The organism is Virgibacillus sp. 6R (assembly GCF_001895305.1).
GTDB lineage: Bacteria > Bacillota > Bacilli > Bacillales > Amphibacillaceae > Virgibacillus > Virgibacillus pantothenticus.
Map to the genome: position 1 here is coordinate 1,975,680 of NZ_CP017762.1, position 21,547 is coordinate 1,997,226.

At 36.5% G+C, this 21,547-nt stretch carries 16 protein-coding genes and 2 pseudogenes; 5 read left to right on the forward strand and 13 right to left on the reverse strand.

What is annotated here, in order from left to right; genetic code table 11:
* The first annotated feature begins 146 nt into the window (after positions 1-146).
* Positions 147-392 carry a YuzB family protein gene (locus BKP57_RS08930; RefSeq protein WP_050350878.1) on the forward strand — a complete coding sequence of 82 codons (246 nt, stop codon included), beginning with the start codon at positions 147-149 and terminating at the stop codon, positions 390-392.
* Between the two features lie 325 nt (positions 393-717).
* On the opposite strand, the gene BKP57_RS08935 is transcribed toward BKP57_RS08930, so the two are convergent.
* The 7 genes from BKP57_RS08935 to BKP57_RS08970 all read right to left on the reverse strand — a co-directional run bounded on the left by BKP57_RS08935 (position 718) and on the right by BKP57_RS08970 (position 8,208).
* Positions 718-1,098, reverse strand: coding sequence for a RidA family protein (locus BKP57_RS08935; RefSeq protein WP_050350877.1), 381 nt, complete (start codon positions 1,096-1,098; stop codon positions 718-720).
* Positions 1,099-1,137: 39 nt separating this feature from the next.
* Positions 1,138-1,767: a lysozyme family protein gene (locus tag BKP57_RS08940; RefSeq protein ID WP_072741379.1), complete on the reverse strand. Its 630-nt coding sequence runs from the start codon at positions 1,765-1,767 to the stop codon at positions 1,138-1,140.
* A gap of 3 nt (positions 1,768-1,770) precedes the next feature.
* Positions 1,771-2,193: a hypothetical protein gene (locus BKP57_RS08945; protein ID WP_072741380.1), complete on the reverse strand. Its 423-nt coding sequence runs from the start codon at positions 2,191-2,193 to the stop codon at positions 1,771-1,773.
* A gap of 1,097 nt (positions 2,194-3,290) precedes the next feature.
* Positions 3,291-5,291 (reverse strand): TRAP transporter permease, encoded by a 2,001-nt coding sequence (locus BKP57_RS08955; RefSeq protein ID WP_072741382.1) that lies wholly within the window; start codon positions 5,289-5,291, stop codon positions 3,291-3,293.
* Positions 5,284-5,820 (reverse strand): DUF1850 domain-containing protein, encoded by a 537-nt coding sequence (locus BKP57_RS08960; protein WP_072741383.1) that lies wholly within the window; start codon positions 5,818-5,820, stop codon positions 5,284-5,286. The genes BKP57_RS08955 and BKP57_RS08960 overlap by 8 nt, the downstream gene beginning before the upstream one ends.
* Before the next feature lie 137 nt (positions 5,821-5,957).
* Positions 5,958-6,959: a TAXI family TRAP transporter solute-binding subunit gene (locus BKP57_RS08965; protein ID WP_050350871.1), complete on the reverse strand. Its 1,002-nt coding sequence runs from the start codon at positions 6,957-6,959 to the stop codon at positions 5,958-5,960.
* 697 nt (positions 6,960-7,656) lie between these two features.
* Entirely contained in the window at positions 7,657-8,208 is a 552-nt protein-coding gene (locus BKP57_RS08970; protein ID WP_072741384.1) for an IS110 family transposase, read from the reverse strand.
* 474 nt (positions 8,209-8,682) lie between these two features.
* Between BKP57_RS08970 and BKP57_RS08975 the strand changes: the two are divergent.
* Positions 8,683-10,040, forward strand: a pseudogene (locus BKP57_RS08975) (IS1182 family transposase).
* A gap of 157 nt (positions 10,041-10,197) precedes the next feature.
* On the opposite strand, the gene BKP57_RS08980 reads toward BKP57_RS08975, so the two are convergent.
* Positions 10,198-10,692, reverse strand: a complete 495-nt coding sequence (locus BKP57_RS08980) for a hypothetical protein (protein ID WP_072741385.1) — start codon at positions 10,690-10,692, stop codon at positions 10,198-10,200.
* Between the two features lie 504 nt (positions 10,693-11,196).
* On the opposite strand from BKP57_RS08980, the gene BKP57_RS08985 reads away from it, so the two are divergent.
* A complete protein-coding gene (locus tag BKP57_RS08985; RefSeq protein ID WP_156875305.1) occupies positions 11,197-11,979 on the forward strand; it encodes a hypothetical protein in 783 nt (260 codons plus the stop codon).
* Between the two features lie 297 nt (positions 11,980-12,276).
* Here BKP57_RS08985 and BKP57_RS08990 read toward each other — a convergent pair whose 3' ends face one another.
* From BKP57_RS08990 to BKP57_RS22805, 3 genes are all read right to left on the reverse strand, one after another.
* Positions 12,277-13,428, reverse strand: a complete 1,152-nt coding sequence (locus BKP57_RS08990; protein WP_072741387.1) for a M56 family metallopeptidase — start codon at positions 13,426-13,428, stop codon at positions 12,277-12,279.
* Between the two features lie 8 nt (positions 13,429-13,436).
* A complete protein-coding gene (locus tag BKP57_RS08995) occupies positions 13,437-13,811 on the reverse strand; it encodes a BlaI/MecI/CopY family transcriptional regulator (RefSeq protein ID WP_072741388.1) in 375 nt (124 codons plus the stop codon).
* Between the two features lie 318 nt (positions 13,812-14,129).
* On the reverse strand, positions 14,130-14,435 hold the full coding sequence (locus BKP57_RS22805; protein WP_072741389.1) for a DEAD/DEAH box helicase family protein: 306 nt from the start codon (positions 14,433-14,435) through the stop codon (positions 14,130-14,132).
* A 512-nt stretch (positions 14,436-14,947) separates the two neighbouring features.
* On the opposite strand from BKP57_RS22805, the pseudogene BKP57_RS22040 reads away from it, so the two are divergent.
* Positions 14,948-15,112: pseudogene (locus BKP57_RS22040) on the forward strand (IS5/IS1182 family transposase); the annotation flags it as partial.
* 304 nt (positions 15,113-15,416) lie between these two features.
* On the opposite strand, the gene BKP57_RS09010 reads toward BKP57_RS22040, so the two are convergent.
* Positions 15,417-16,454, reverse strand: coding sequence for an NAD(P)H-dependent flavin oxidoreductase (locus BKP57_RS09010; protein WP_050350869.1), 1,038 nt, complete (start codon positions 16,452-16,454; stop codon positions 15,417-15,419).
* Between the two features lie 413 nt (positions 16,455-16,867).
* On the opposite strand from BKP57_RS09010, the gene BKP57_RS09015 reads away from it, so the two are divergent.
* The gene (locus BKP57_RS09015; RefSeq protein WP_072741390.1) at positions 16,868-18,145 is read left to right on the forward strand and encodes a hypothetical protein; all 1,278 of its coding nucleotides are present in this window, start codon (positions 16,868-16,870) and stop codon (positions 18,143-18,145) included.
* Between the two features lie 61 nt (positions 18,146-18,206).
* Here the strand turns inward: BKP57_RS09015 and BKP57_RS09020 are convergent, their stop codons facing one another.
* Positions 18,207-21,395, reverse strand: a complete 3,189-nt coding sequence (locus tag BKP57_RS09020; RefSeq protein ID WP_311998399.1) for an SNF2 helicase associated domain-containing protein — start codon at positions 21,393-21,395, stop codon at positions 18,207-18,209.
* Between the last annotated feature and the right edge of the window lie 152 nt (positions 21,396-21,547).

Sequence of the window (21,547 nt, forward strand, 5' to 3'; positions counted from 1 at the left end):
TGAAGAGCATGTACTAAAAGTCGGTTATAAACAAGAGGTCGACCATCGGTAACTTGTTGTTAACGGCTTTTATATATCTACTGCTATGATACTTGGTACTGTCTACCTTTTGTATACAAACTAAAATCAGAAAGAAAGTGATAGCAATGGGTATTGTCGTAGTTGAGGTCTGTGACGGAAATGCAATCACTTCTATTGATATAGAGGAAATTTTAGAAAAAGAGTTCCCTGAAGTAGCTGTACTCACAAATGATTGTCTATCCTTTTGCGGACTGTGCAGAGTAAAGCCATATGCGCTCGTTAACAATCGACGCATTTTTGGAAACACACCAGAAGAATGCTTGGATAAAATAAGAGCTGCGATTAAAGAAGAGCTGGCTATGTATGAATAATAGCCAGCCCTTTTTGCTTTTCACTTCACCAGGTTTTTAAAACATCCTATAAAGTGAATCTTCAATCAGTTAATTTCTACCCATTTACATATAGTAGAGATCCTTGGATTAGGTTCACACTAGATAATTCAAAGACATTTTGCATGGATACTGTTTAACTGCTCCATAACACGTTCATATATCCTTTTACGCTTAATACTTCCTCTACCATAAAACGATAAGTTTCCGATAAGGAGCCAGTTATTGAAGGAGCTTGCCTAATTGCCCTTTCCCCAAAATCAATTTTGTTGGATTATGATACGCGGGGTTTTGCAAGTTTCGCCTCCTAAGCCTTTAAATGTAGAATAACATCCATTTCTACAAGCGCATCTTTAGGTAGTTTACTAACTTCAATCGTCGATCTTGCTGGATATGGCTCTTGCAAATAACTACCATATATTTCATTCACGGTGGAAAAATCATCCATTGACTTTAAATAGATTGAAAATTTAGCTGCCTTTGTCAGATCTGTGCCTGCTTTTTCAAGAATGGCTTGAATATTTTTCAATACTTGCTTCGTTTGGTTTTCAATCCCTTCTGTCATTTCCCCTGTCGTCGGATCAATGCCTATTTGCCCCGACACATAAAGAAAATCACCTGCCGCAACAGCTTGTGAGTATGGCCCCAATGCAGCTGGCGCCTTTTCGGTATGAATTGCCTTATTCATTGCTATCTCCTCCTTCTTTTCATCATACCACGGAAAAAGCTACTCTTCTGTTATTTTTTCTCTATATGCCATGACGGATTTAACGTAGTATATATCGCCATAACAAGCATCAAGCTCCTTTGCTCCATCCCGTAAGCAACGGTATTTTTCCTTGTCTGGATCGTTAGCATACATTTTTTGTGAGAATTGAATAGCAGCTTCCTGGGAAAAATTCTCTCCCTGTTCCCGAATAAAATCAATAAACCCCTTTCCAAAATTATAAGACTGAACAGCAGTTAGCAAGTCTCCATCCGCCGCTTTCAATGTTTTGGAAAAATAATAGACACCTTGTTTAATAGATAATTCCGGGTCCTTGATGCATCCTCGCTCGCCACAGTAGCTTTCTGAGGCTTGCATCGGATCGTCCCCACGTCCTCCAGATTCTTGCATCATTATGGCAAGGATGGTTTCTACATGTTTTTCAATCCCATACTGTTTGGCATATTTGGCTACAAGTGGGCGATAATCTAATACTTGTTCACTGATTAATGGCCCTGTTTGTGAATCAGGTTGATTCAACAAAGTACGTTGAAAAAACAACGAAATACCGATAAGTAATATAAACAATGCGACTCCAATTAAAAACGTCCGTTTAACTGCTTTTGACAATCTTCTGCTGTTTTTCATCATTATCTAATCCTTTACTATCATAGCTATTAAAGTACCTACAATCCATCCGAATAATAGATGACCTAGGATCCAAAGTAAAAATGCTGCCTCATCATAAAGAGCTGGTGTACGAGTAGAAAAGCTTGTCGTTACATATAATATTGCACCTATTAAACTACTAATTAGCATATATGTGTATATGCTTTGCCTTTGACCGATCTGTTTCAAGCTATAATAGATACTTGGCACAAGTATGATAGAAACGAGAATATGCAACATAAATTCACTGAATTCATTTAGGCACCAGCTGTTTAATACAGGAATGTAATCAACATTTAACAATAATGTATAGACCTGTTTTGATGTCATTTGTTCCATAAGTTTTAGAAAGCTTCCAAGACCGAGACCTGAGATAACTCCAATGATCATTAATTGCAACAGCCTCATTATTTGATCTCCTTTATTGACGCGATCTAAGGTACTTCCATTTTATATTCCTGAATTCCAAGACATGATAAGAAACTTTGCAAAGTACGTTAGGGAAAAAATGATTATCTTCTTTGTACAACTTATTCTCTTCAGCTTTACGTGATCCTAGATTCTTTTCTGCAAAAATGAATTATCTACCATTTTAAAACAAATTTCGGTTATGCGAAAGTAAGATTTCTTTATGGTATGTCTCAAGTTTTTCTCGACATAGTTATAACCTCTATATTTCCAGCACTCTATTTATGTACAAATTTATTGATTTTTAATACAACAATTGTTTTGAAAAACATGTAAGCGAAATGTAGCTAGTGACCGCTGCGGAAAAACACTACGCTTTCCTAGGGCTGGCGCTCAGCCTCCTCAAAAAAAGAAATTCGCTTTTTTTCTGCAGGGTCTTCCCACTGCGCTTTCCCACAGGACAAGGAAAGCTACGTCAGCGAAACATCGCACGAAGAAAATGTCTAGTTCATTTTCAAGGAGTCTCCGTGTTTTTCCTCCGCTAGCTTGCTTAACAGTATCAACTATAATACTCCCCAAACTTCCACTTAATGGGATAGAAAATCTTACAACTACCGCGCTATCGCATGTAGGTAAAGTGAACCTTCTATCAGGGGGATCTTTCATCCCCCACTGATGATTAGTAGCCCAAGGGTATGGTCTAAAGACTTATTACGAAATACGTTGCAGTTCAGATAACTCCTCTAAGCGGGAGGCTTACAGCACCTTACATACCGGATAAACGATAAATTTTACAACCTAAGAAGTCGCCTAGTTGCTGGGAGATGGAGCCGGACGTGACTAGTCGGTTATTTCGTTTCCACAAGCATCTCATTTTATAGGTTCCTATACAACGAAACAACTCTAACATCCATATCATGATGTTAGAGTCTATCGTCTGCTATTTAGAAGAATCCATAAAACATTTCAGCTTACGGGAAGTGTCAACACACATTTTTCGCATGTTGCCCTTCCTTCATAACGCCAAGAGATGGTATCCATACATCCAGAAAACCAAGCGTAAGCTACATAAGGTTTACGCGGTTACGATCCTCTCCCTAACCGCTGGCCGTTTTTTCCATTTCCTCACCTGATGCTTTTGAACGATTCATGTACAACTGGATAGCTAACATAAGAATAAAGGCGGCTAATCCATATAAATCCGTATTTCCTTCTGGATAAATTAACAATAAACCGACTGCTATGCTTACAAGTCGAATGGACCAGTGGAGCTTTACATACCAAAAGCCAATCAATCCTGCGCCAATCGCGATCATACCTGTAATAGCTGTAAATAAAATCCACCCAACCTCGACTATCGATGTATCAATCATTAATAATTCTGGCTGTAAAACAAACATATACGGAATAATAAAAGCAGCAATAGCCAGCTTCGCAGCATTTACCCCAGTACGAATCGGTTCTCCTCCTGAAATCCCCGTAGCTGCAAAAGCAGCGAGTGCGACTGGTGGAGTGATATCAGCTACAATACCGAAATAAAACACAAACATATGCCCAGCAAGTAATGGTATAGCAACTTCCAATTCACCATTTAAAGCTACTATAGCAGGCAAAGCTATCGTTGAAGTTATAATATAATTCGCAGTCGTAGGTGAACCCATTCCTAAAATAATTGACGTAATCATCGTAAAAAACAAGGTCAATAATAATTGCATATCTGCTGATGTGGCGATGGCTCCTGCGATATCCACTAAACTATTTCCTAACTTTACTCCTAGCCCCGTCTTTGTGACGACACCAACAATAATTCCAGCGCAAGCAGTGGCTGCAGCCACGCCTAATGCTGTACGTGCTCCTGACGTCAGTGCGGTAATGAATTTTCTCGGCGTTATACGCGTTTCCTTCATAAATAAACTAACTAATATGGTAATACCTATTCCATACAGCGCCGTTCGTTCAATGCTAAATCCCTCAAATAACAGCCAAACAATTGCTATAATCGGCAGGAGCAAGTAAATTTTTTTAAGCACTTCTTTCTTAGGGGGGATTTGGTCCTTTGGCAGCCCGTACAAACCAATTCGTTTTGCTTCTAAATGTGTCATGATCCAAATACCAGAAAAATATAAAATAGCTGGGATTAGTGCAGCTTGAGCAATTTCCCAATACCCTACACCAGCAAATTCAATCATTAAAAAAGCAGCCGCTCCCATAATTGGCGGCATAATCTGTCCACCTGTTGACGAGGCTGCTTCTACAGCACCCGCAAAATTCGGTTTATACCCTAATCGTTTCATCATTGGAATGGTATAGGAACCAGTCGTTACTGTATTGGCAACGGAGCTTCCAGATATTGTCCCATTTAATGCACTAGAAAAAATCGCTACCTTCGCAGGTCCCCCAGTCCGTCTACCGGCAATGGAGATGGCTAAATCGTTGAAATAATTCCCGACTCCTGTTTGGACTAAAAATGCACCAAATAACAAAAAGAGGAAAATATAAGTGGAAGAAACTTGCAATGGTGTTCCTAAAATCCCATCTGTCGTAAAAAACATCGTATCGATAAGCTGTTCTAGACTTAATCCTTGATGGGCTATTATGCCAGGCATTTGCCTACCAAATAAAGCATAAATTAAAAACAAACCTGCTATAACTGTAATCGGCAAGCCTACTGCTCTTCGCGCAGCCTCCATTACGAGTAATATAGCCATTCCTCCAATAATCATTTGCGCTTCTGTAATACCGCCAATTTGCTGCACAAGTGTTTCATAGTATAGCGGCCAATAGCTACAAACAATAATCGATAATATAACAAGCACATAATCGTACCAGGCAACCCGGAACTTGTTTCCGCTCCTTCTCGCTGGAAACAAAAGGAAAATTAAGGAGAGTGCAAATCCTAAGTGAACAGTCCGTTGAATATAAGCCGTTTTTTGTCCAAATGCACCTGTATATAATTGAAAGATTGAAAATGCCAGCAGGCCAATGAATACGATCCCAGCAGCCATTCCTGCAAGCTTCCTCGTATTTGATTCTGTATCGTATTTTTGTAACAATTCTTCTTTTTCTTGTTCCGTTAACTGATCTTTTTCCTCACTCATGTATTTCCACTCCTTTCAGGTATTGCCATAGCGTTATGTCTTCCACTTTTAACGTAAACCAAGCACCTGGTTCCACATAATCGTTTAAATAAACGCGATAGTCTGCGCCATCTCCCCAAACGAGTCTATTTTCAGAAACAACTTTTCCATTGCGAAGCTTAATTTGATCAAACGTTTGATTTATATTTTTAATATGATATTTTCCATCTTCGTAAGTAAATTGTTCATCACCTTGCGCATTAGAAGGCATACCGATAGCAAATTCCTCAAAGCTGATTTCCGTTTGGCGGATCGTTTTCTTATCCGTTATTTCATATTTTTCCACTACATCTGTTAAATGAATGGAATGGGTAAATATAAGCTGAAACGGATCCCCCTCCTCGACAGGAAGGAACATTTCTATTCGATTTGTATTTTCCTTATAAAAAATAAGCGCTGTTTGAAAGGGAACAAGTAAAGTAATTAACAGCGTAATACTAGCGAGGAAAATAAGCATAAAACCCCATTGCTTTCTAGCTAAAGCTTTCATATGGTCTTCACCTTATATTTTTAGGTTTCGAAATTTTAAATGTTATGAGATGTCAGTCTTACTTTTAGGGGACAATAGAATAACCGGCAGCAAAATTCTGCAAACTAATTTTACAGCCGGTCACTATCGCTACATCATTACTCAGAAGCTGAAATACCTTCTTCATCAAAATATTTTTTAGCACCTGGATGTAAATCAATACCAATCCCATCAAGAGCAGTATCTTTCGTTATAAGCTGACCCTTATCATGTGCGATTTTATCTGAATTTTCATAAATAGCTTTCGTAATATCGTAGACAACATCTTCGGAGAGACTGTCTGTTACAGCCAGCATCGCTAGTACGGCCACTGTCTGGACATCCTCTTCCAGCCCATATGTCCCTGCAGGAACTGTATCACTTGCATAATAAGGATATTTTTCTACCAAGGCATCCGTCTTTTCTTGAGCAATCGGAACAATATTTACATCCACTTGAGCTTGTAATCCTTCAACAGCACCTGTCGGGGTGCCCGCTGTAATAAATGCGGCATCAATATTTCCGTCTTGAATACCACCAGTCGACTCTCCAAAATCAAGATTTTGCGCTTCAATATCATCCATTGTCATATCATGAATTTCCAAAATCTGCTCCGCATTCACATACGTCCCTGACCCAGGAGCTCCAACAGAAACCGCTTTTCCAGCTAAATCCTCCACTGAGGTAATCCCTGAATCTTTTGTTGTAACAATTTGAATGGTTTCTGGATAAAGGGAGCCAATTGCTTGCACATTATCCACGGGCTCTCCTTCAAATGAGTTTATTCCTTCAATTGCATTAGAGATAACATCTGTCTGTACAAAAGCTAATTGCGCATCTCCATCTCTTAAAGCAGCTACATTATCAGCAGAGGCATTGGATGATTGCGGGTCTGTCTGAATACCTGTTTCATCTTTAATAATGGAGGCCATTTCTCCACCCAAGGGATAATATGTACCACTTGTTCCACCAGTCAATAAGCTTAGAAATTCTGGTTTTTCCCCCTCTGCCTTGCCCCCTTCATCTGCACTGTCAGCTTTATTGTCCCCTCCGCATGCTGTCAGTAATAACGCAAAGATAAATAAGGTAACCATTAATAAAAATTGCTTTGATTGTTTCATGCGTACTCCCCCTTATAAACCTTTTTATAAACTATATTTTAACTTTTTAATCCCTTTATTGTCAAACTATTAGTAATAGAAATAATTAAATTAATATTTTATTATGTATTCGGTTACTTTATTATAAAATAAAATCTGAACAGCTTAAGGAGGTACTTTAGCTTTATAAAAGAGATACATCTTCTGTTATTTTACTATAGTAGTGATCAAGCTTTAGATTCGACGTGGAATTATCGTATGAAGATGGATGTTGCATACTCGCACGCAAAGAGGTGCTTCCGGAGCTGGTCTATTCTGGTGTAGATGGAATGGAGCAGAAGCTTATACTCTCCTCCCCGGAACAAAGGCGCAAGCGCCCGTTTAGCAACGTAGCGAATGGAACAAATCAACTGAGATAAAGGAATCATGCCCCTGCAACCAGGGGTATGCTACGCCTGAGCGGCAAGCCCGTTTTTAGTCGGCCTTCCTCTTTGCGACGAACCGATGATGACTTATCGTAGGGCGATTTTGTGAAGTCGCATCGTTGCTGGGCTCATGCGCCGGACGTAGCTAGCCGGTTATTTCGTTATCCACAAGCGCCTAAATTTATAATTTTGTATGAAAATATCCCTGGCTAAAGGCAATACGAAGCTAAGCCCTTCATCATTGATTTTTTTTTGAGGGGCTCATATTTATATCACTTTGTTTTTAAATCTACCTAAGCTGGTTGCTGATATGATGATGAAATACGATATCCTTTCCTCTTTAAATATTCGATCATTTTTAACTCTTTATTTTTATGATGCTGTTTCACATAATCTGGTCCTAATTCCTGATAAGGTTCTCCTGTTTTTAAAATATTATAAGCAAAGCGGGTTAAGTCTCTTAAATCCCGAATATCTTCAGGAGGCACAAAGCTGCCTTCAATAAGGCCACTGCGCAGTAGCTTTGCTAACCATTCTACAGCCTTGATATCTGCTTTCCTGCCAGGGGCATTTTTAACATGTTTGGGATTGGCAAGCACAAGACGAAATTGATTTTCGAGAATATTCCATTTCAGCTTCCAATAAACACCAGTACTTTCCATCACCACATCCGTTACTCCCAACGATACCAGCCAGTCATTAAGTTCTAGCAATCCTTTCGTTGATGTTGAAAAAGATTCAATTGATTTTTTTGGTCGTTTGTCTAAGGGACCATATAATACACAAGCTACCACTGTTTTCTGGTGTACATCCAAGCCTGCACATCTTTCTATCATTGCTTCCATGGGAGAACCACCTCATCAGTAAATTAACAATACAAATGACAGTAGTTTTCTTGCAAAATTTTTGTATACGTGATCTAGTCACAATAGATGGTACTTCTATACTGTCACAACCCGTTTCTTACGCAGGGTATCCCCTTTCAGGATCCGCCAATGTATATTCGATCTGGTTGTATTGTTATTAGGGTTATACCCACATTTGAATACGGTATATACCTCTATTTCGATTTAAAGTTTATTTTCATCATAGATGGTGGCTCGCGCTCTAGGCGAGCCATGGTGGTTTCTTATCTTTTTAGAAAAACTTGGCTTGTCGTCAAGTCTTATGGCGGAAGCCTTTTTTTCTTATACTGAATGAATTTCATAATTCTTAGTCCTTGTGTATCAATATGTTTGAGATGTAAAAAAGAAAGTACTCCCCAAGTCTTGTATAATGGTAGTCGTCTAAAATCCAATAAAGACTGGAGAGTACTTCCTATGACCATTATACGACAAACAAGTTTATTTGGCATCCAAGAATTATATGACATGGAACCTACCCAAAAATATGAAGCAGTTATTGCTGCGATAAATTTGGATGCAATCTATTATGCAATAACTAAAAGTCACGACTCGGTGCACCAGAAAAACTAAATTATGCAGCTATGATTATTTCCATTGTGGTGAGATATGTGGAACGAATTCCAACGATAAAGGATCTATTAAACGTCTTCGTGATGATATTGCCTTTAAATGGAATTGTGGATTCCTTGTATCCGACTCCGTTCCTTCAGAAGCCTCTTATTCTCGGCTTGTAACGAAATTAATGGCGTGTGACATATTAGAAACGGAAAAGGAAAATATATCGTACATCAAGCTATCGCAGAAGGTTTTATTCAGGATGATACTGCTGCTACCGATGCCTGTCATGTTGAAGCCCGTGATCAAGCACCACCAAAAAAAAGACAAACCAACGTCCGAACCTAAAAAACGTGGCCCGTAAATCGAAAGAAGAGCGTGACGGGGGGTTAAAAGACGAAGCTCAAAAGGAAGCTAACTTGCCCTTGTATGAAAAGAAAATAGAAGCACAATTAGATTTTCCTCTAGCTGAATTACGTGCCGGAGTTCCTCAAGACCCCAAGTGGGGAGTGAAAAAGAATTCGGAAGGAAAGAATGTCTTTTGGTTTGGCTACAAAGCTCACTTAGTCGTTGGCACATCAAGTCAATACATTTTAGATTCCCTCTTTTCATCTGGCAGTTTAAATGATGGGAAGGCAGCTATCCCATTACTGAAGGGAATGAATGAACGCTTTCCTCAACTGTCTTTACGTTATCACACCATGGATGCAGGTTATGATTATGAACCGATATACGATCAATTACATCGAATGGGGCACCAATCTGTGATTGCTTACAACAAGCGAAATGAAGGGGAATTCCTTGGCTATGATAAGCACTTTTCCCCAACCTGTTTTCGCGAGCATTCTTATCGTTATGATAGCTTTGATTCTAAGTATGAGACATTAAAATACACGAGACCAAAAGAATGTAATGATTGTCCTTTAGCCAACGAAGGCATCTGTCAAAAGGTTTATAAGGTAAAAATAACCCAAGACCTTCGGAAATATACCGCTCCAGCTCGCGGTTCAGAGGCTTGGAAAAACATTTTCAAACGTCGTACTGCTGTAGAACGTGTTAACGCATATCTTAAAGAATTCTTTCAGCTTAACAATGTTCGTTATCGTACTGGTGAGCGTGCAAAAGTCCATTTTGACATGGTAACACTTGTGTACAATGCTTCAAAACTAGCTGCAGATCGTATAAATGCACAATTAAATCAGCAACAAGTAGCATGAATTTCTGTTTTTTAAAATACAATTTTAAAATTCTGTATGTCTTTGTATTTTTAAAAAGAGCTATTATGAAATTGACTCAATAGAGTAAAAATTAAAAAGTCACCGGATAAATTTAATTCATCAACTATTATATTCTGGAGCAAATTCATATTAAGTATTAAAAGTCAAAACTTCCTTTTACATTAATACTTCTAGTATTTGTAGATGGAGTACGGATAGCAATATAATATGTACCACTAGGTCCACTTAGTATAAAACTACCACTTGTTTTCCTCCCACCACCATAACTTTTTGTCCAATATTGTTTACCATTACTAGCATTAATAAATCCCAATTGTATTTTTTGTGATGAGGGCTTCCATGTAATTACACCAACCTTTACTTTTTGATTTTTTGACATTTTATACTTGTTTTTAGATTTAACATGTTTATTTATACCAAGAGAAGAATGTCTAACCGTAAAATTTAAAAATGGTGATATTTTGTCAATAGATTCTTCTTCAGTAGATTGATCCTTTTCATACACAAGTTCAGCAACAATATCTTCTGAATCCATATCCGAAATTGAACTTTCCTCTGCACTTGCAGTTCCCACATGAAATAAAAACATAAAAAACAGGCTAAACACCATTACAAAATACTTCTTAACCATTGTTACAACTCCTTTAAGCATTACGTTTTACTTATCACTAGTAACTGTGATTATTCTATTATAATAGCTATATTTACTTTTTTCTACATGCATGTAGTAAAAATATATCCATTTAGCTTAATTTAAGTATGCTTTAAAAAAGCATGGTGTAGTTTTAATAAATAATCTAGACAGTCTTTAAATTTAAAATTAATTTATTAACGATTTATTACCATCTTTTAAAAAGATATTCGTTTTAACCTACGCTAAATTCATTCTTTTCGGATATTTAATATTTACAATGAATCACTACAATGGTATAGTGATAATTGCACTACATAGTTGTAGTTCATGATTATTTTTGTAATTAAACGTCTTTTTAATTACAAAATGACTGTTGATAACTAATAAAAGGAGGATAGTTAATAAAGAAACTTTAAACGAATGCTGATTTGGAAAAAGAAAATCATAGGTTTAAAGATTCTCGTAATTTTATTTATATTTATGTACAGGGAGGTTTTAATTTTGAAAAAATTACTCAATTCATTTTTAATTATTGGTTTATTATTAAGCCTAGTATCGCCTTTAAGCGTATTCGCATCTGATTTAACATCGGAAAATAAAATGGAGAAAGATTATAAAGAATTGATGGGATTGATTAAAGAAAAAGTTTTAGATGGATGGTCTGAAGATCAAATAGGAGAATTACCAGAAGTAATTGAATTTCAAAGTAAATACACAGAAGATGAAATATATCAATATTTAAATACTAAAGTCAGTGCTTTTAATTATAAATTAGTCGAAGATGAGTTAGAGAAGTTAGATTTAGGACTAAACGATAGAGAGATTGTAGAGTTCGATGACGGTAGTTTTGTAGTTGCCGAAACTGCTACTGTTAGTGAAGCTAATTCAGATTCTGTTTCAACATTTGCTAGTCATAGTGGAAAACCAGGTTCAAAATGGAAAACAAGTTATAAAGTTGACTTTTGGGGATTTTATTTAGCGGCCAGAGCTAAAATAAATACTAGTTACACAGTCAACAAAGGTTCTATTAAGATAACTGACGTTACTAAAGCTGGCACAAAAGCAAATGCACCAACAACCATAGTAGTTGACTCATTGAAAAAAGTCACTAATAATAAGAAAACAGTAAAAAGTCGTGGTTCATTTACTAGAGTAAATGGGATAGTTATTGGAGGTCAACCAATTGGGTTTAGCGAGTCTTTTGATTTAACAACTACTTTAAAAATCACAAGTGCCACTAATTCAAAAGTGAAATGGACTTCTAGCTCTAAATCTTCAAAATAAAAGGAGTTATTTTTATGGGTGGCTTTGAACTCAATACGTTCTTTTCTCAAATAATATTTGTAGGGGTAGGGGCTTTAATAGTTTTTTTTCTATTTCGTTATTTGTTAACTAAAAAAAGAAAAAAAAAGAAAAGATAAAACTTCAACCCTTTGTGAGCAAATGTTGCTGGTAGATAGATAATACTAAAAAGAAGGCGACTTATGCAATACCTGATAAGCCGCTTTCTTTGAGTATTAAAGAATATGATTTCTCGTATAAGTGATTTATTATAATTAATGATGTTTTACTTTATTCTATTCATTCGTCTTCTAAAACTATTTCACCATTTTCAACTTGTTTAAGAATTTCTTCCCAATCTTCTTTCGAGAATTTAGATTCATCAGATTTCTTGACTGAATTTATTTCATAATTACTCCCTTCTTCTTGTTCTTCTGTTGACTTGTCATTACCAGCTTTAAAAAGCACCACTTCTGATACTCTATTTATATTTTCGTGAATTAAGTTAGCACTTACAACACTACCGCTTCCGATAGCTAAAAATATTATGAAGGATAGGATTACAATAGATTTACTAACCTTTTTTGCTTCTAATATTCTCAATAATCTTTTTTTAAAATCAACTTGACCTGTCGCAAAAAAAGTACCCAAAAGATATGGGGTTGTCTCTTGATTGGAACGATAGATCATATTTAAAATGGTTTCACCATATTTTTTTCTCTCTCTGTGAGACATTTTTATCACGACATCTTCATCGCAGGAAAGTTCACTCCATTTATTGATTTCTTTTTGTAATATATAAACAAATGGGTTATACCAATGGAGTATGGTTGCGAGCAACGCAGTTCTCTTTACCCATAAATCTTTTCGCTTATAATGTATTAATTCATGCTTAATTATCATTTCTAACTCATCGGGTAGAATATCATGCATCGGTAATACAATAGTAGGCTTAAAAACACCAATAATTATGGGGCTGATATTTAAACGACAAAATACGATTTCGACAGGAGAGTTTAGATTCATATTCTCCATCTGTTTGCGTAGAACATCGTATACAATATTTTCTTTTGGAACAGAAAAGCAACTCGCTTTAAGTTTTTTCGTGAATCGCATAAATATATATATAAATCCTAAACTACTAATCATTACGCCAATAACCCAAACTACAACAACGACTTGAAAAAAAGTCGTTGTTAAAGATAAGACAGGTTGAAAAATAATAGATTGTTCTATATATTGAGTAGTCACATCTTCGCTGTTAATTACCGATAATAAATCTGACACCAGAAAGACTGGAACAAGAAAAAAGAATAAAGATAATTTTCTATTCCGATAATACCACTTTGATGAAAGAGTCCTTTTAGAAAGATATGTTATAAATAGTGAAAATAACAATACACTGCTTCCTGCTATAGATAGACCAATAATTATAGTTAGATATTCCACCATTATCAAACCTACCTATTATCAAACCATTTTTTGATTTCATCCAATTCTTCAGAATTAATATCGTCATCATAAAGTGTCGCTAAAAAATTCTTCACAGATCCTTTATACATCGTATTTAAAAAACCCTGTGCTTTCTTTTTTTCGTACATTTCAAACGATAATCTTGGGCTATAAACATTTGACCGTCCTTCTCTCTTTACAGTAAGCATCCCTTTATCTTCTAACCTAGAAAGAAAGGTTGCAATTGTTTGCCCTTTCCATTTTTTACCTTCTTTTACTAGAAAAACTTCCAATAATTCATTCGATTTAAAGGGACGATTTATTTTCCAAATTTCTTTCATTATTTTCATTTCCGTTTCAGATAGACTTTGGAAATCATTCAATTTATACACCTCGTATTAAATTGCATATTTACATTATAATAAATTACTACATCAATATAGTAACATGCTACTATATTATATTTAATCTTGTCAATTTGCTATATTTATAGTTTATAAGAGCTTAACTATAATATGAAACGTTTATGCCATCAGAATTTCCCACTACGGGGGCAGGGAGTGGATATCCATGATAACGAGTTGGTACAAAAACATGTGCTAACTGCTTCGACCGCATTTGCCTTCGCTGCTTTTGCCTAGGTGTTGCGGTTAAATAGATCCTTGTACCAGAAGGCTTTAATGCCCTTTCTGTCGCAAAAGCTAACGAAGCATCTTGTAATAAGGGAAAGCGTCTATTTCATCAATGACGACGACATCAAACGCGTGTTCAAACCGTAATAGCTGATGAGTTGATGCGATCATGATTTGCGAAGTACCTTGCTTTTCACCGCTATCCCCATACAATGCCTGAATGGCTACTGCTGAAAAAGCCTGTTGTATTCGGGGTAATAATTCCCTTACCACGTCTATTCTTGGCGTAGCTATACAAATTCGCATTCCTTGTCGCAATGCTTCTTCGATTCCAGAAAATAGCATCTCTGTTTTTCCAGATCCACAAACAGCCAATACTGAAAACGTAGATTTCTTACAAAGAGACACACGCGTTTTTGTACACTTTATTTAGAACATAGGATATGATTATAATGCAACTCGAACTTATAAATAAGATTATTCCTAAAATTAGTCACAAACTCTAATTTTAGGAATAACTTAAAGAATCCATTTTGAAAAAAGATTAATCAAAATGGATTCTCTTTTTGTGAAATAATAACTTTTAGAATAACTTAGAGTGATTTTTGGTTTTAGTGCCCTGTTAATGTTTGTAATATAAATAAAAGTTATCCACTCGAAAACTTGCAAAAAGTCTACTCGACACTTTTAATTTCTAGAAATCCTTTTATAATGATAAAAACAAAGAAATTTTTGTTAATACTACTGATATAATTAATAGAATGAATTTCATAATTCTTAGCCCTTGTGTATCAATGTGTTTGAGATGTAAAAAAGGAAGTGCCTCCCCAAGTCTTGTATAATGGTAGTTGACTAAAACATCCCAAAAGACTGGAGGAGTACTTCCTATGACTATTATACGACAACCAAGTTTATTTGGCATCCAAGAATTATATGACATGGAATCTACCAAAAAATATGAAGCAGTTATTGCCGCGATAAATTTGGATGCAATCTATTATGCAATGACTAAAAAGTCACGACTCGGTGCACCAGAAAAACTAAAGCGTGCGAAAGTCCATTTTGACATGGTAACACTTGTGTACAATGCTTCAAAACTAGCTGCAGATCGTATAAATGCACAATTAAATAATCAGCAACAAGTAGCATGATTTCTGTTTTTTATAATACAATTTTAAAATTCTGTATGTCTTTGTATTTTTAAAAAGAGCTATTATGAAATTGACTCATACTATAAACCAAAAAAACTTTTACTTCCCTATAGTTTAAAAAACCCGCAGCATCTAATCGCTACGGGAACTCTAATTGCATATTTTTACATGAAGGCAAACGCTTCATTCCAATGCTTTTGTTAGATTATTTTATGAATGATTCTATAATATCCTTTACTGTTGCTTCCGTTCTGATTTGACCAACTCCTTGTCCTGCCCATAAGGATTGATAAGCAGAATCACCTTGCTCCTTGGCTGCTTTTCTTATATCCTTCGTGCAGTCATTTTGAATCGGAAATGGCAAAGCTGTCATTTGTTTTTGCTCCAGTTCGTTAATGAATGTATTGACAATTCCTCTTGCCGGTCTGCCTGAGAAAAATGTTGTGATCACTGTATCTTCTGCTTTTGCATTAAGAATAGCTTCCTTATAAGAAGGCGCTGTTCCGGCCTCTTCAGCAACGAGGAAACGTGTTCCAATTTGCACAGCTTCCGCTCCCAACTTTAGTAGCCCTTCCATTTGCTCTTTACAAATGATCCCACCTGTTGCGACAACAGGAATATTAACCTGTTCCGTAATAGCACAAAGCAATGATACTAACCCGATATTACACCCATCTGGATATTGATCGATATAAAATGTACCTCGATGCCCACCAGCTTCACTCCCTTGTGCTACGACTATATCATATCCCGCCTCTTCAAGCTGTTTTGCTTCTTCTACATTCGTTGCCATTCCAATTAAGATCACATGATTATTTTTCAACTTCTCGATATGTTCATTTGCTAATATACCAAAAGCCGTGCTTATAATAGGAACCTTTTCCGTTAACAAAACTTCTAGATTCTCTTGCATATAATCATGCACTTGCACTTCTTTACTTCCTGGCTCAATCCTTAAACGTTCTCGAAAGGTATTTAATTCTGATTGCATTGGCTCCAAATCGTCTGAACTCGCTTGTAAATTCGTCGCAAACAGATTAACTGCAAATGGTTGATCCGTTAATTGTTTTACTTGTTGGATTAATTTTTGTAATGCTTCTGGTTTCATATAGCCTGCCCCTATTGTTCCTAGCGCCCCTTGATTTGCAACTGCTGCGACAAGTTCTGGTGTCGTAATCCCACCAGCCATTCCCGCCTGAATAATCGGTAGCTTCACTTTAGTTAATGTTAGAAAACGATTCATCCTATCTTCCTCCCATCCATACCCTTTTTATAAGCATACTATACAAGGAAACTTCATGTCATGGGATGCTCTTTACCATGACAAGTTAGTTAAACCAATCGGGCCTTTACGGGGAGTCTTCGCACCTTTTCTGTAACTCTATGTGAAGTCTACAGCCCGTTTTCGCGGGATACAGGGGAAACCTCTTGTTAGAAGAGGTTCTTTAGAATTCATGCTGCCTTTTCCAATAATAATCTTGACAATTGTTAGAAAATTCAATATCATATGGCTATTAACTATTTAATTGTAAAAACACATCCGCCTGTATAATCCGAGGAAGTCTTGTTGCAACCTGTTTTCATGCAATAGTCAAAACAGATTCATCTTCGCTTCGGCGGGTGCAGCATTTATATTACTCAAACAGGAGCGATCGAATGAAAATGAAAGTAGCCATATTTTGCCCAAGTTCTATGCTGAGTCGAGTTAAAAAAATAGCTGTAGATAAAGAGCTTGAATTTATGTTTTTTCCGTACGTGCAAACAAAAGAGTTGTTTTATCAAGTAGAAAAAGCATATGTATGTGATATCTATCTTTTCACCGAACAAATTCCATACTTATTGGTGAAAAATAAAGCTGTCAAAAAAACGACTCCTTGCATCTATATTTCTTTGAATGAATATATGCTATTAACAACATTAAGTCTTTTGAAACAGGAAAGGGAACAAAACTGGAACCGTATTTCTATGGATGTTTGCGATGTAAAACCTGTATACAATGTTTTATCAGAATTAGATTTGCAAGATAATGACATCTATTTTCTTCAAACTAACGAATCGATGTCTCATGACTTCTCTTCTATTGTTGAATATCACCAACGTCTATGGAAACAAGGAAAGATAGATTATGTTCTTACATCCCTCAAAGAAGTAGAAGAGAAACTGAAGCAAAAGGAAATTCCAGCCAGAAAGATACATACTCCCTCATTAAATATTAAATTAGCCATTGAAGAGGCAAGACAAGTCGCTAAACTGCGGCAATATCAACTGAATACAACCCAAATCGTAATCGGATATATCCAGCTAAAATCGACTGAAGCAAAAGTACAGTCTTTCGACAGCAATGTGCAATTACGACATATCATTGAGGAATTCGCTCACCAAAACAATGCATGTGTAGTAATAAATAAACATAATCGCGTCATGCTCTTTGGAACAAATAGCATGTTAGATCACATCAAACGACATTACCGTGATTTTCCATTACTTCATGTCATCGAACGTCGTTCACAACTTCCTGTGGCTATTGGGTTTGGGCTTGGGCTTAATGCAAAAAGAGCAAAAGAAAATGCTAAAACAGCGTTAAAGGCTTGCTTAGGTGAGAATGAAAGCAAATGTTATCTGGTAAATGAAAATCAGGATATGATTGGTCCTATTGGCATAACCAAAACCTTTGATACTTCGAAATTGTATCAGGCATTGATTCATAAAGCACGGTTAAATAACGAAATATCCTATAATTTCATTCAATTCGTTACATTGCGTAATAATGAGCCATTCTCGTCGCATGATTTCGCCTTACATTATAAAGTAACCAAGCGCAGTGCCGAACGAACCATTAATAAGCTTTTAGCAGGTAAAGTTATTAAAGTAACAGGTGAAGAAAAACCATATATAAGGGGACGACCAAGAAAGCTTTTTAGCTTGAATTTGTAAATATTTACTCAAACAAATGAAAGAAGCCTTACTAATAGCGCTTCTTTCACATCCCTTGCCTTTATATATTTAATAGTTCGCGTACATCATTCTCACTTAAGCTGGAAAGCATTGCTTCCCCTGGTTGAATTACTTGATCGATTAATTCGCGCTTCTTTTGCTGCAACTCGTATATTTTCTCTTCGATGGTTCCTTCTGTAATTAAACGAATAACTTGTACGACATTCTTTTGACCAAATCGATGCGCACGGCCGGTTGCCTGATCCTCCACTGCTGGATTCCACCATAAATCGTAAAGAATAACCGTATCTGCGCCTGTTAAATTCAGACCGGTACCACCGGCTTTTAACGAAATAAGAAAAACATCATTTTCACCGTTATTAAAACGTTCACTCATTTCTACACGTTCCTGCGACGGCGTTTGACCATGTAAATAAAAATAGCCAATCTGCTCTTTGTCTAATTCTTTCTGAATAATCTCATGCATGGAGGTAAACTGAGAAAAAATCAACATTCGTTTGCCACTTTCTTTGGCATTTCTTACCGTTTCCATCAATTGTTCCAGCTTGCCCGAGTTTCCTTGGTAGTTTTCTATAAATAACGACGGATGACAGCATATCTGCCGTAAGCGCGTTAAACCAGCCAAGATTTTCATACGGCTTTTCTGGAAGCCATTTTCGCTCATTGATTGTACCGCTTCTTGTTGTAGTTGACGGTGATAACCAATATATAAATCCTTCTGGTCTTTCGTTAAATGAGAGCTGTGCACCGTTTCAATCTTTTCAGGCAACTCATGTAATACATCTCGTTTTAAACGCCGCAGAATAAACGGTCTTGTTATCATGGCAATTTTGTCGTAAGGAAGTTGTTTAAATGTTTTATAGTTAGGCATTAAGCCTGGTAAAATCACTTGAAAAATCGCCCACAATTCATCAATAGAGTTTTCAATCGGTGTGCCACTTAACGCAAAACGGCGCCCTGCTTGAATGCTCCGAATCGCCTTTGATGTTTTCGTCGCATAATTTTTAATATATTGTGCCTCATCGAGAATTAACGTTTGAAAAGAAATATCCTGATACAGCTCTATATCTTGCCTCACTGTAGCATAGGAAGTGATCCAAACATCCATCTGCTTCGAATCCGCAAATTTCTGTTTCCGCTCCTGTGGTGTACCTGTTAAGACGGCGACTTGCAATTGTGGAGCGAATTTAGCACATTCATTTTTCCAGTTGTATACAACAGAAGACGGCGCAACAATAAGATGTGGGTATTCACCCGGCTCTGAAGCGATATAGGAAATACTTTGCAACGTTTTTCCCAGTCCCATATCATCAGCCAAAATACCGCCTAAATGATACTCGCTTAACGACTTAAACCATTGATAGCCTGTCTCCTGATAGTTCCTAAGCTCAACAAATAGTTCAGGAAGTGGGTAAACCTGCTCTTCTGGTGATTTTAAATGATGTAACAACTTGCGAAACGAGCGATCATAATTTTTATCGGTTTGCAATAGCTCATCAATTTGTACACCGCGGTAAACCGGTACCTTCATATTGCCTTCTGTAACATCATCCGTACTTATATTCATATCCTCAAAAAATTGTTGCATAGATAGAAACGTATCATTTTCTAAAGATAGTAATGCCCCGTTATCTAAGCGATAATATCGCTTTTTTTCTATTACAGCTGCTAAAATTTGTTTGATTTCCGACTCATTAACACCTTCAATATCAAAACCAATATCTAATAAATTGGATGAACTTTCGACCTGCACTTTGGTATAGGCTTGAGGCTCCTGTTCCACGATTAGATTGCGAATAGCAGCTGTTAAAAACAATGCTACATGCGCATCTAATTTCGGTAACGTGTAATAAATAAACTCATACATTGCTTCTTCATCGTCTACATGAATATATAATTCTTTTCCGTTATAATGAAAATCCGCATATTCAATGAGCTGCATGATTTGTTGTTCTTTTTCCACATCTCGAATAATAATGATATCATTCGACTCTCTTCCACCAAAAGGATCGATTCGCTCATCGCCATAATGATATTCCAATTTTCCAACAATATATGAACCCTTTACTTCCAAATAAAGCTTGGCTTCAAGTGGAAACTGGACGATATCTTTTGCAACATTATCGGCAATCGATACATTGCCCACTTTTCTTAACGATGGAATGACAGTAGATACAAATTCATCAGCCTGATTTTTAGCAATTGGCAATTGCCAATGATGATGTTGAAACCGACGAAGCTGCTTCATAATGGACGCTTGATGCGGTTCAGGAAAATAGAACACTCCATTTGCAAACAAAAGCTCATAATGTGGCAAAAAGACCACGTCTTGCAATGGATCCATTTTTAGTAATAGTTCCTCTCGGCTTTGGCCTGATAAAGAAAAGGCAAACGGCATTTTCTCTTTTTCAACCATTACAGATGAATAATTTTCCTTCGTTGTGTCTACATAAAATGACCGTTTTACCATCTGCTCCAGTAACGTTTTTGCTTCTAAAGGCGGAATGAGTATAAAACGTTTGCTCTCTTGATGACTGGAAAATCTATCCTCACTACGATAGACACGCTCACTTTGTAAGATAGCATGCAACTGAACCAAAAGGTCCATATCCTCTTGAGCAAAGGTGTGCAGCTCTGGAAGATAGGAAAACCGCTTGGTTAACGGATATTCTCTTTTCTCCATAATATGTTCTAATAAAGAACGAGCATCTTTTACAACATAGCAACGCTTTTCACCCATTTTTATTTCTACTTGTATTTGCTCATGATAGTCCAGCTTACAAATATATTCCACCTTAAGCTCGATTTGATTCGGCGATGGTGCTTTCAGCTGATCCGTTGGCGGAAGATTATTTAACGCATTCATCAAATTTTGCGTTAAGTGATAGTCATAGGAAGAAAAATCTGCCATCGTCCCCTTATCTTTATTCACAATTTTAATTAACACAGCTGCTATATGTTTACATGTACCAAACGTATCAAATGCTGGACAGTTACAATAGGTATCAATGGAACCATTTGCTAGATTTTTTGCATTAATTTCTACCATGTAGTTCTCCGTTCCTTCAACCGTTGCCGACCACTCCTGATAATTAATATCAAATAACGGATCACTGACGCGACCTTGTCTATAATATTTTAACCCTCGTTTATAAATGACCGACGGAAATAATTTTTCCACATTAATATCACGGATTGTTTTCAAAACAGAAATACCTTCCTTTGCCAATACTTATGCTTCTATTGTAAACAAGTTTCCCCTGTTTTTAAACTATTCTTCCCTTTCACAGATCGTTACTTACAAAACTGTAAGCTTGCTGAAAGGAAGTTCAATACCTGTAATTTCCATTTGACGCTAAACTAATAATAAAAAAATAATAC

Excerpts from the sequence above, each read along its gene's own strand:
- BKP57_RS08960 (WP_072741383.1), bottom strand. The coding sequence starts at position 5,820 with ATGAAAGCTTTAGCTAGAAAGCAATGGGGTTTTATGCTTATTTTCCTC.
- BKP57_RS08970 (WP_072741384.1), bottom strand. The coding sequence starts at position 8,208 with ATGGAAGCAATGATAGAAAGATGTGCAGGCTTGGATGTACACCAGAAA.
- BKP57_RS08935 (WP_050350877.1), bottom strand. The coding sequence starts at position 1,098 with ATGAATAAGGCAATTCATACCGAAAAGGCGCCAGCTGCATTGGGGCCA.
- BKP57_RS08955 (WP_072741382.1), bottom strand. The coding sequence starts at position 5,291 with ATGAGTGAGGAAAAAGATCAGTTAACGGAACAAGAAAAAGAAGAATTG.
- BKP57_RS08940 (WP_072741379.1), bottom strand. The coding sequence starts at position 1,767 with ATGATGAAAAACAGCAGAAGATTGTCAAAAGCAGTTAAACGGACGTTT.
- BKP57_RS08990 (WP_072741387.1), bottom strand. The coding sequence starts at position 13,428 with ATGGTGGAATATCTAACTATAATTATTGGTCTATCTATAGCAGGAAGC.
- BKP57_RS08930 (WP_050350878.1), top strand. The coding sequence starts at position 147 with ATGGGTATTGTCGTAGTTGAGGTCTGTGACGGAAATGCAATCACTTCT.
- BKP57_RS08945 (WP_072741380.1), bottom strand. The coding sequence starts at position 2,193 with ATGAGGCTGTTGCAATTAATGATCATTGGAGTTATCTCAGGTCTCGGT.
- BKP57_RS08980 (WP_072741385.1), bottom strand. The coding sequence starts at position 10,692 with ATGGTTAAGAAGTATTTTGTAATGGTGTTTAGCCTGTTTTTTATGTTT.
- BKP57_RS09010 (WP_050350869.1), bottom strand. The coding sequence starts at position 16,454 with ATGAATCGTTTTCTAACATTAACTAAAGTGAAGCTACCGATTATTCAG.
- BKP57_RS08965 (WP_050350871.1), bottom strand. The coding sequence starts at position 6,959 with ATGAAACAATCAAAGCAATTTTTATTAATGGTTACCTTATTTATCTTT.
- BKP57_RS09015 (WP_072741390.1), top strand. The coding sequence starts at position 16,868 with ATGAAAATGAAAGTAGCCATATTTTGCCCAAGTTCTATGCTGAGTCGA.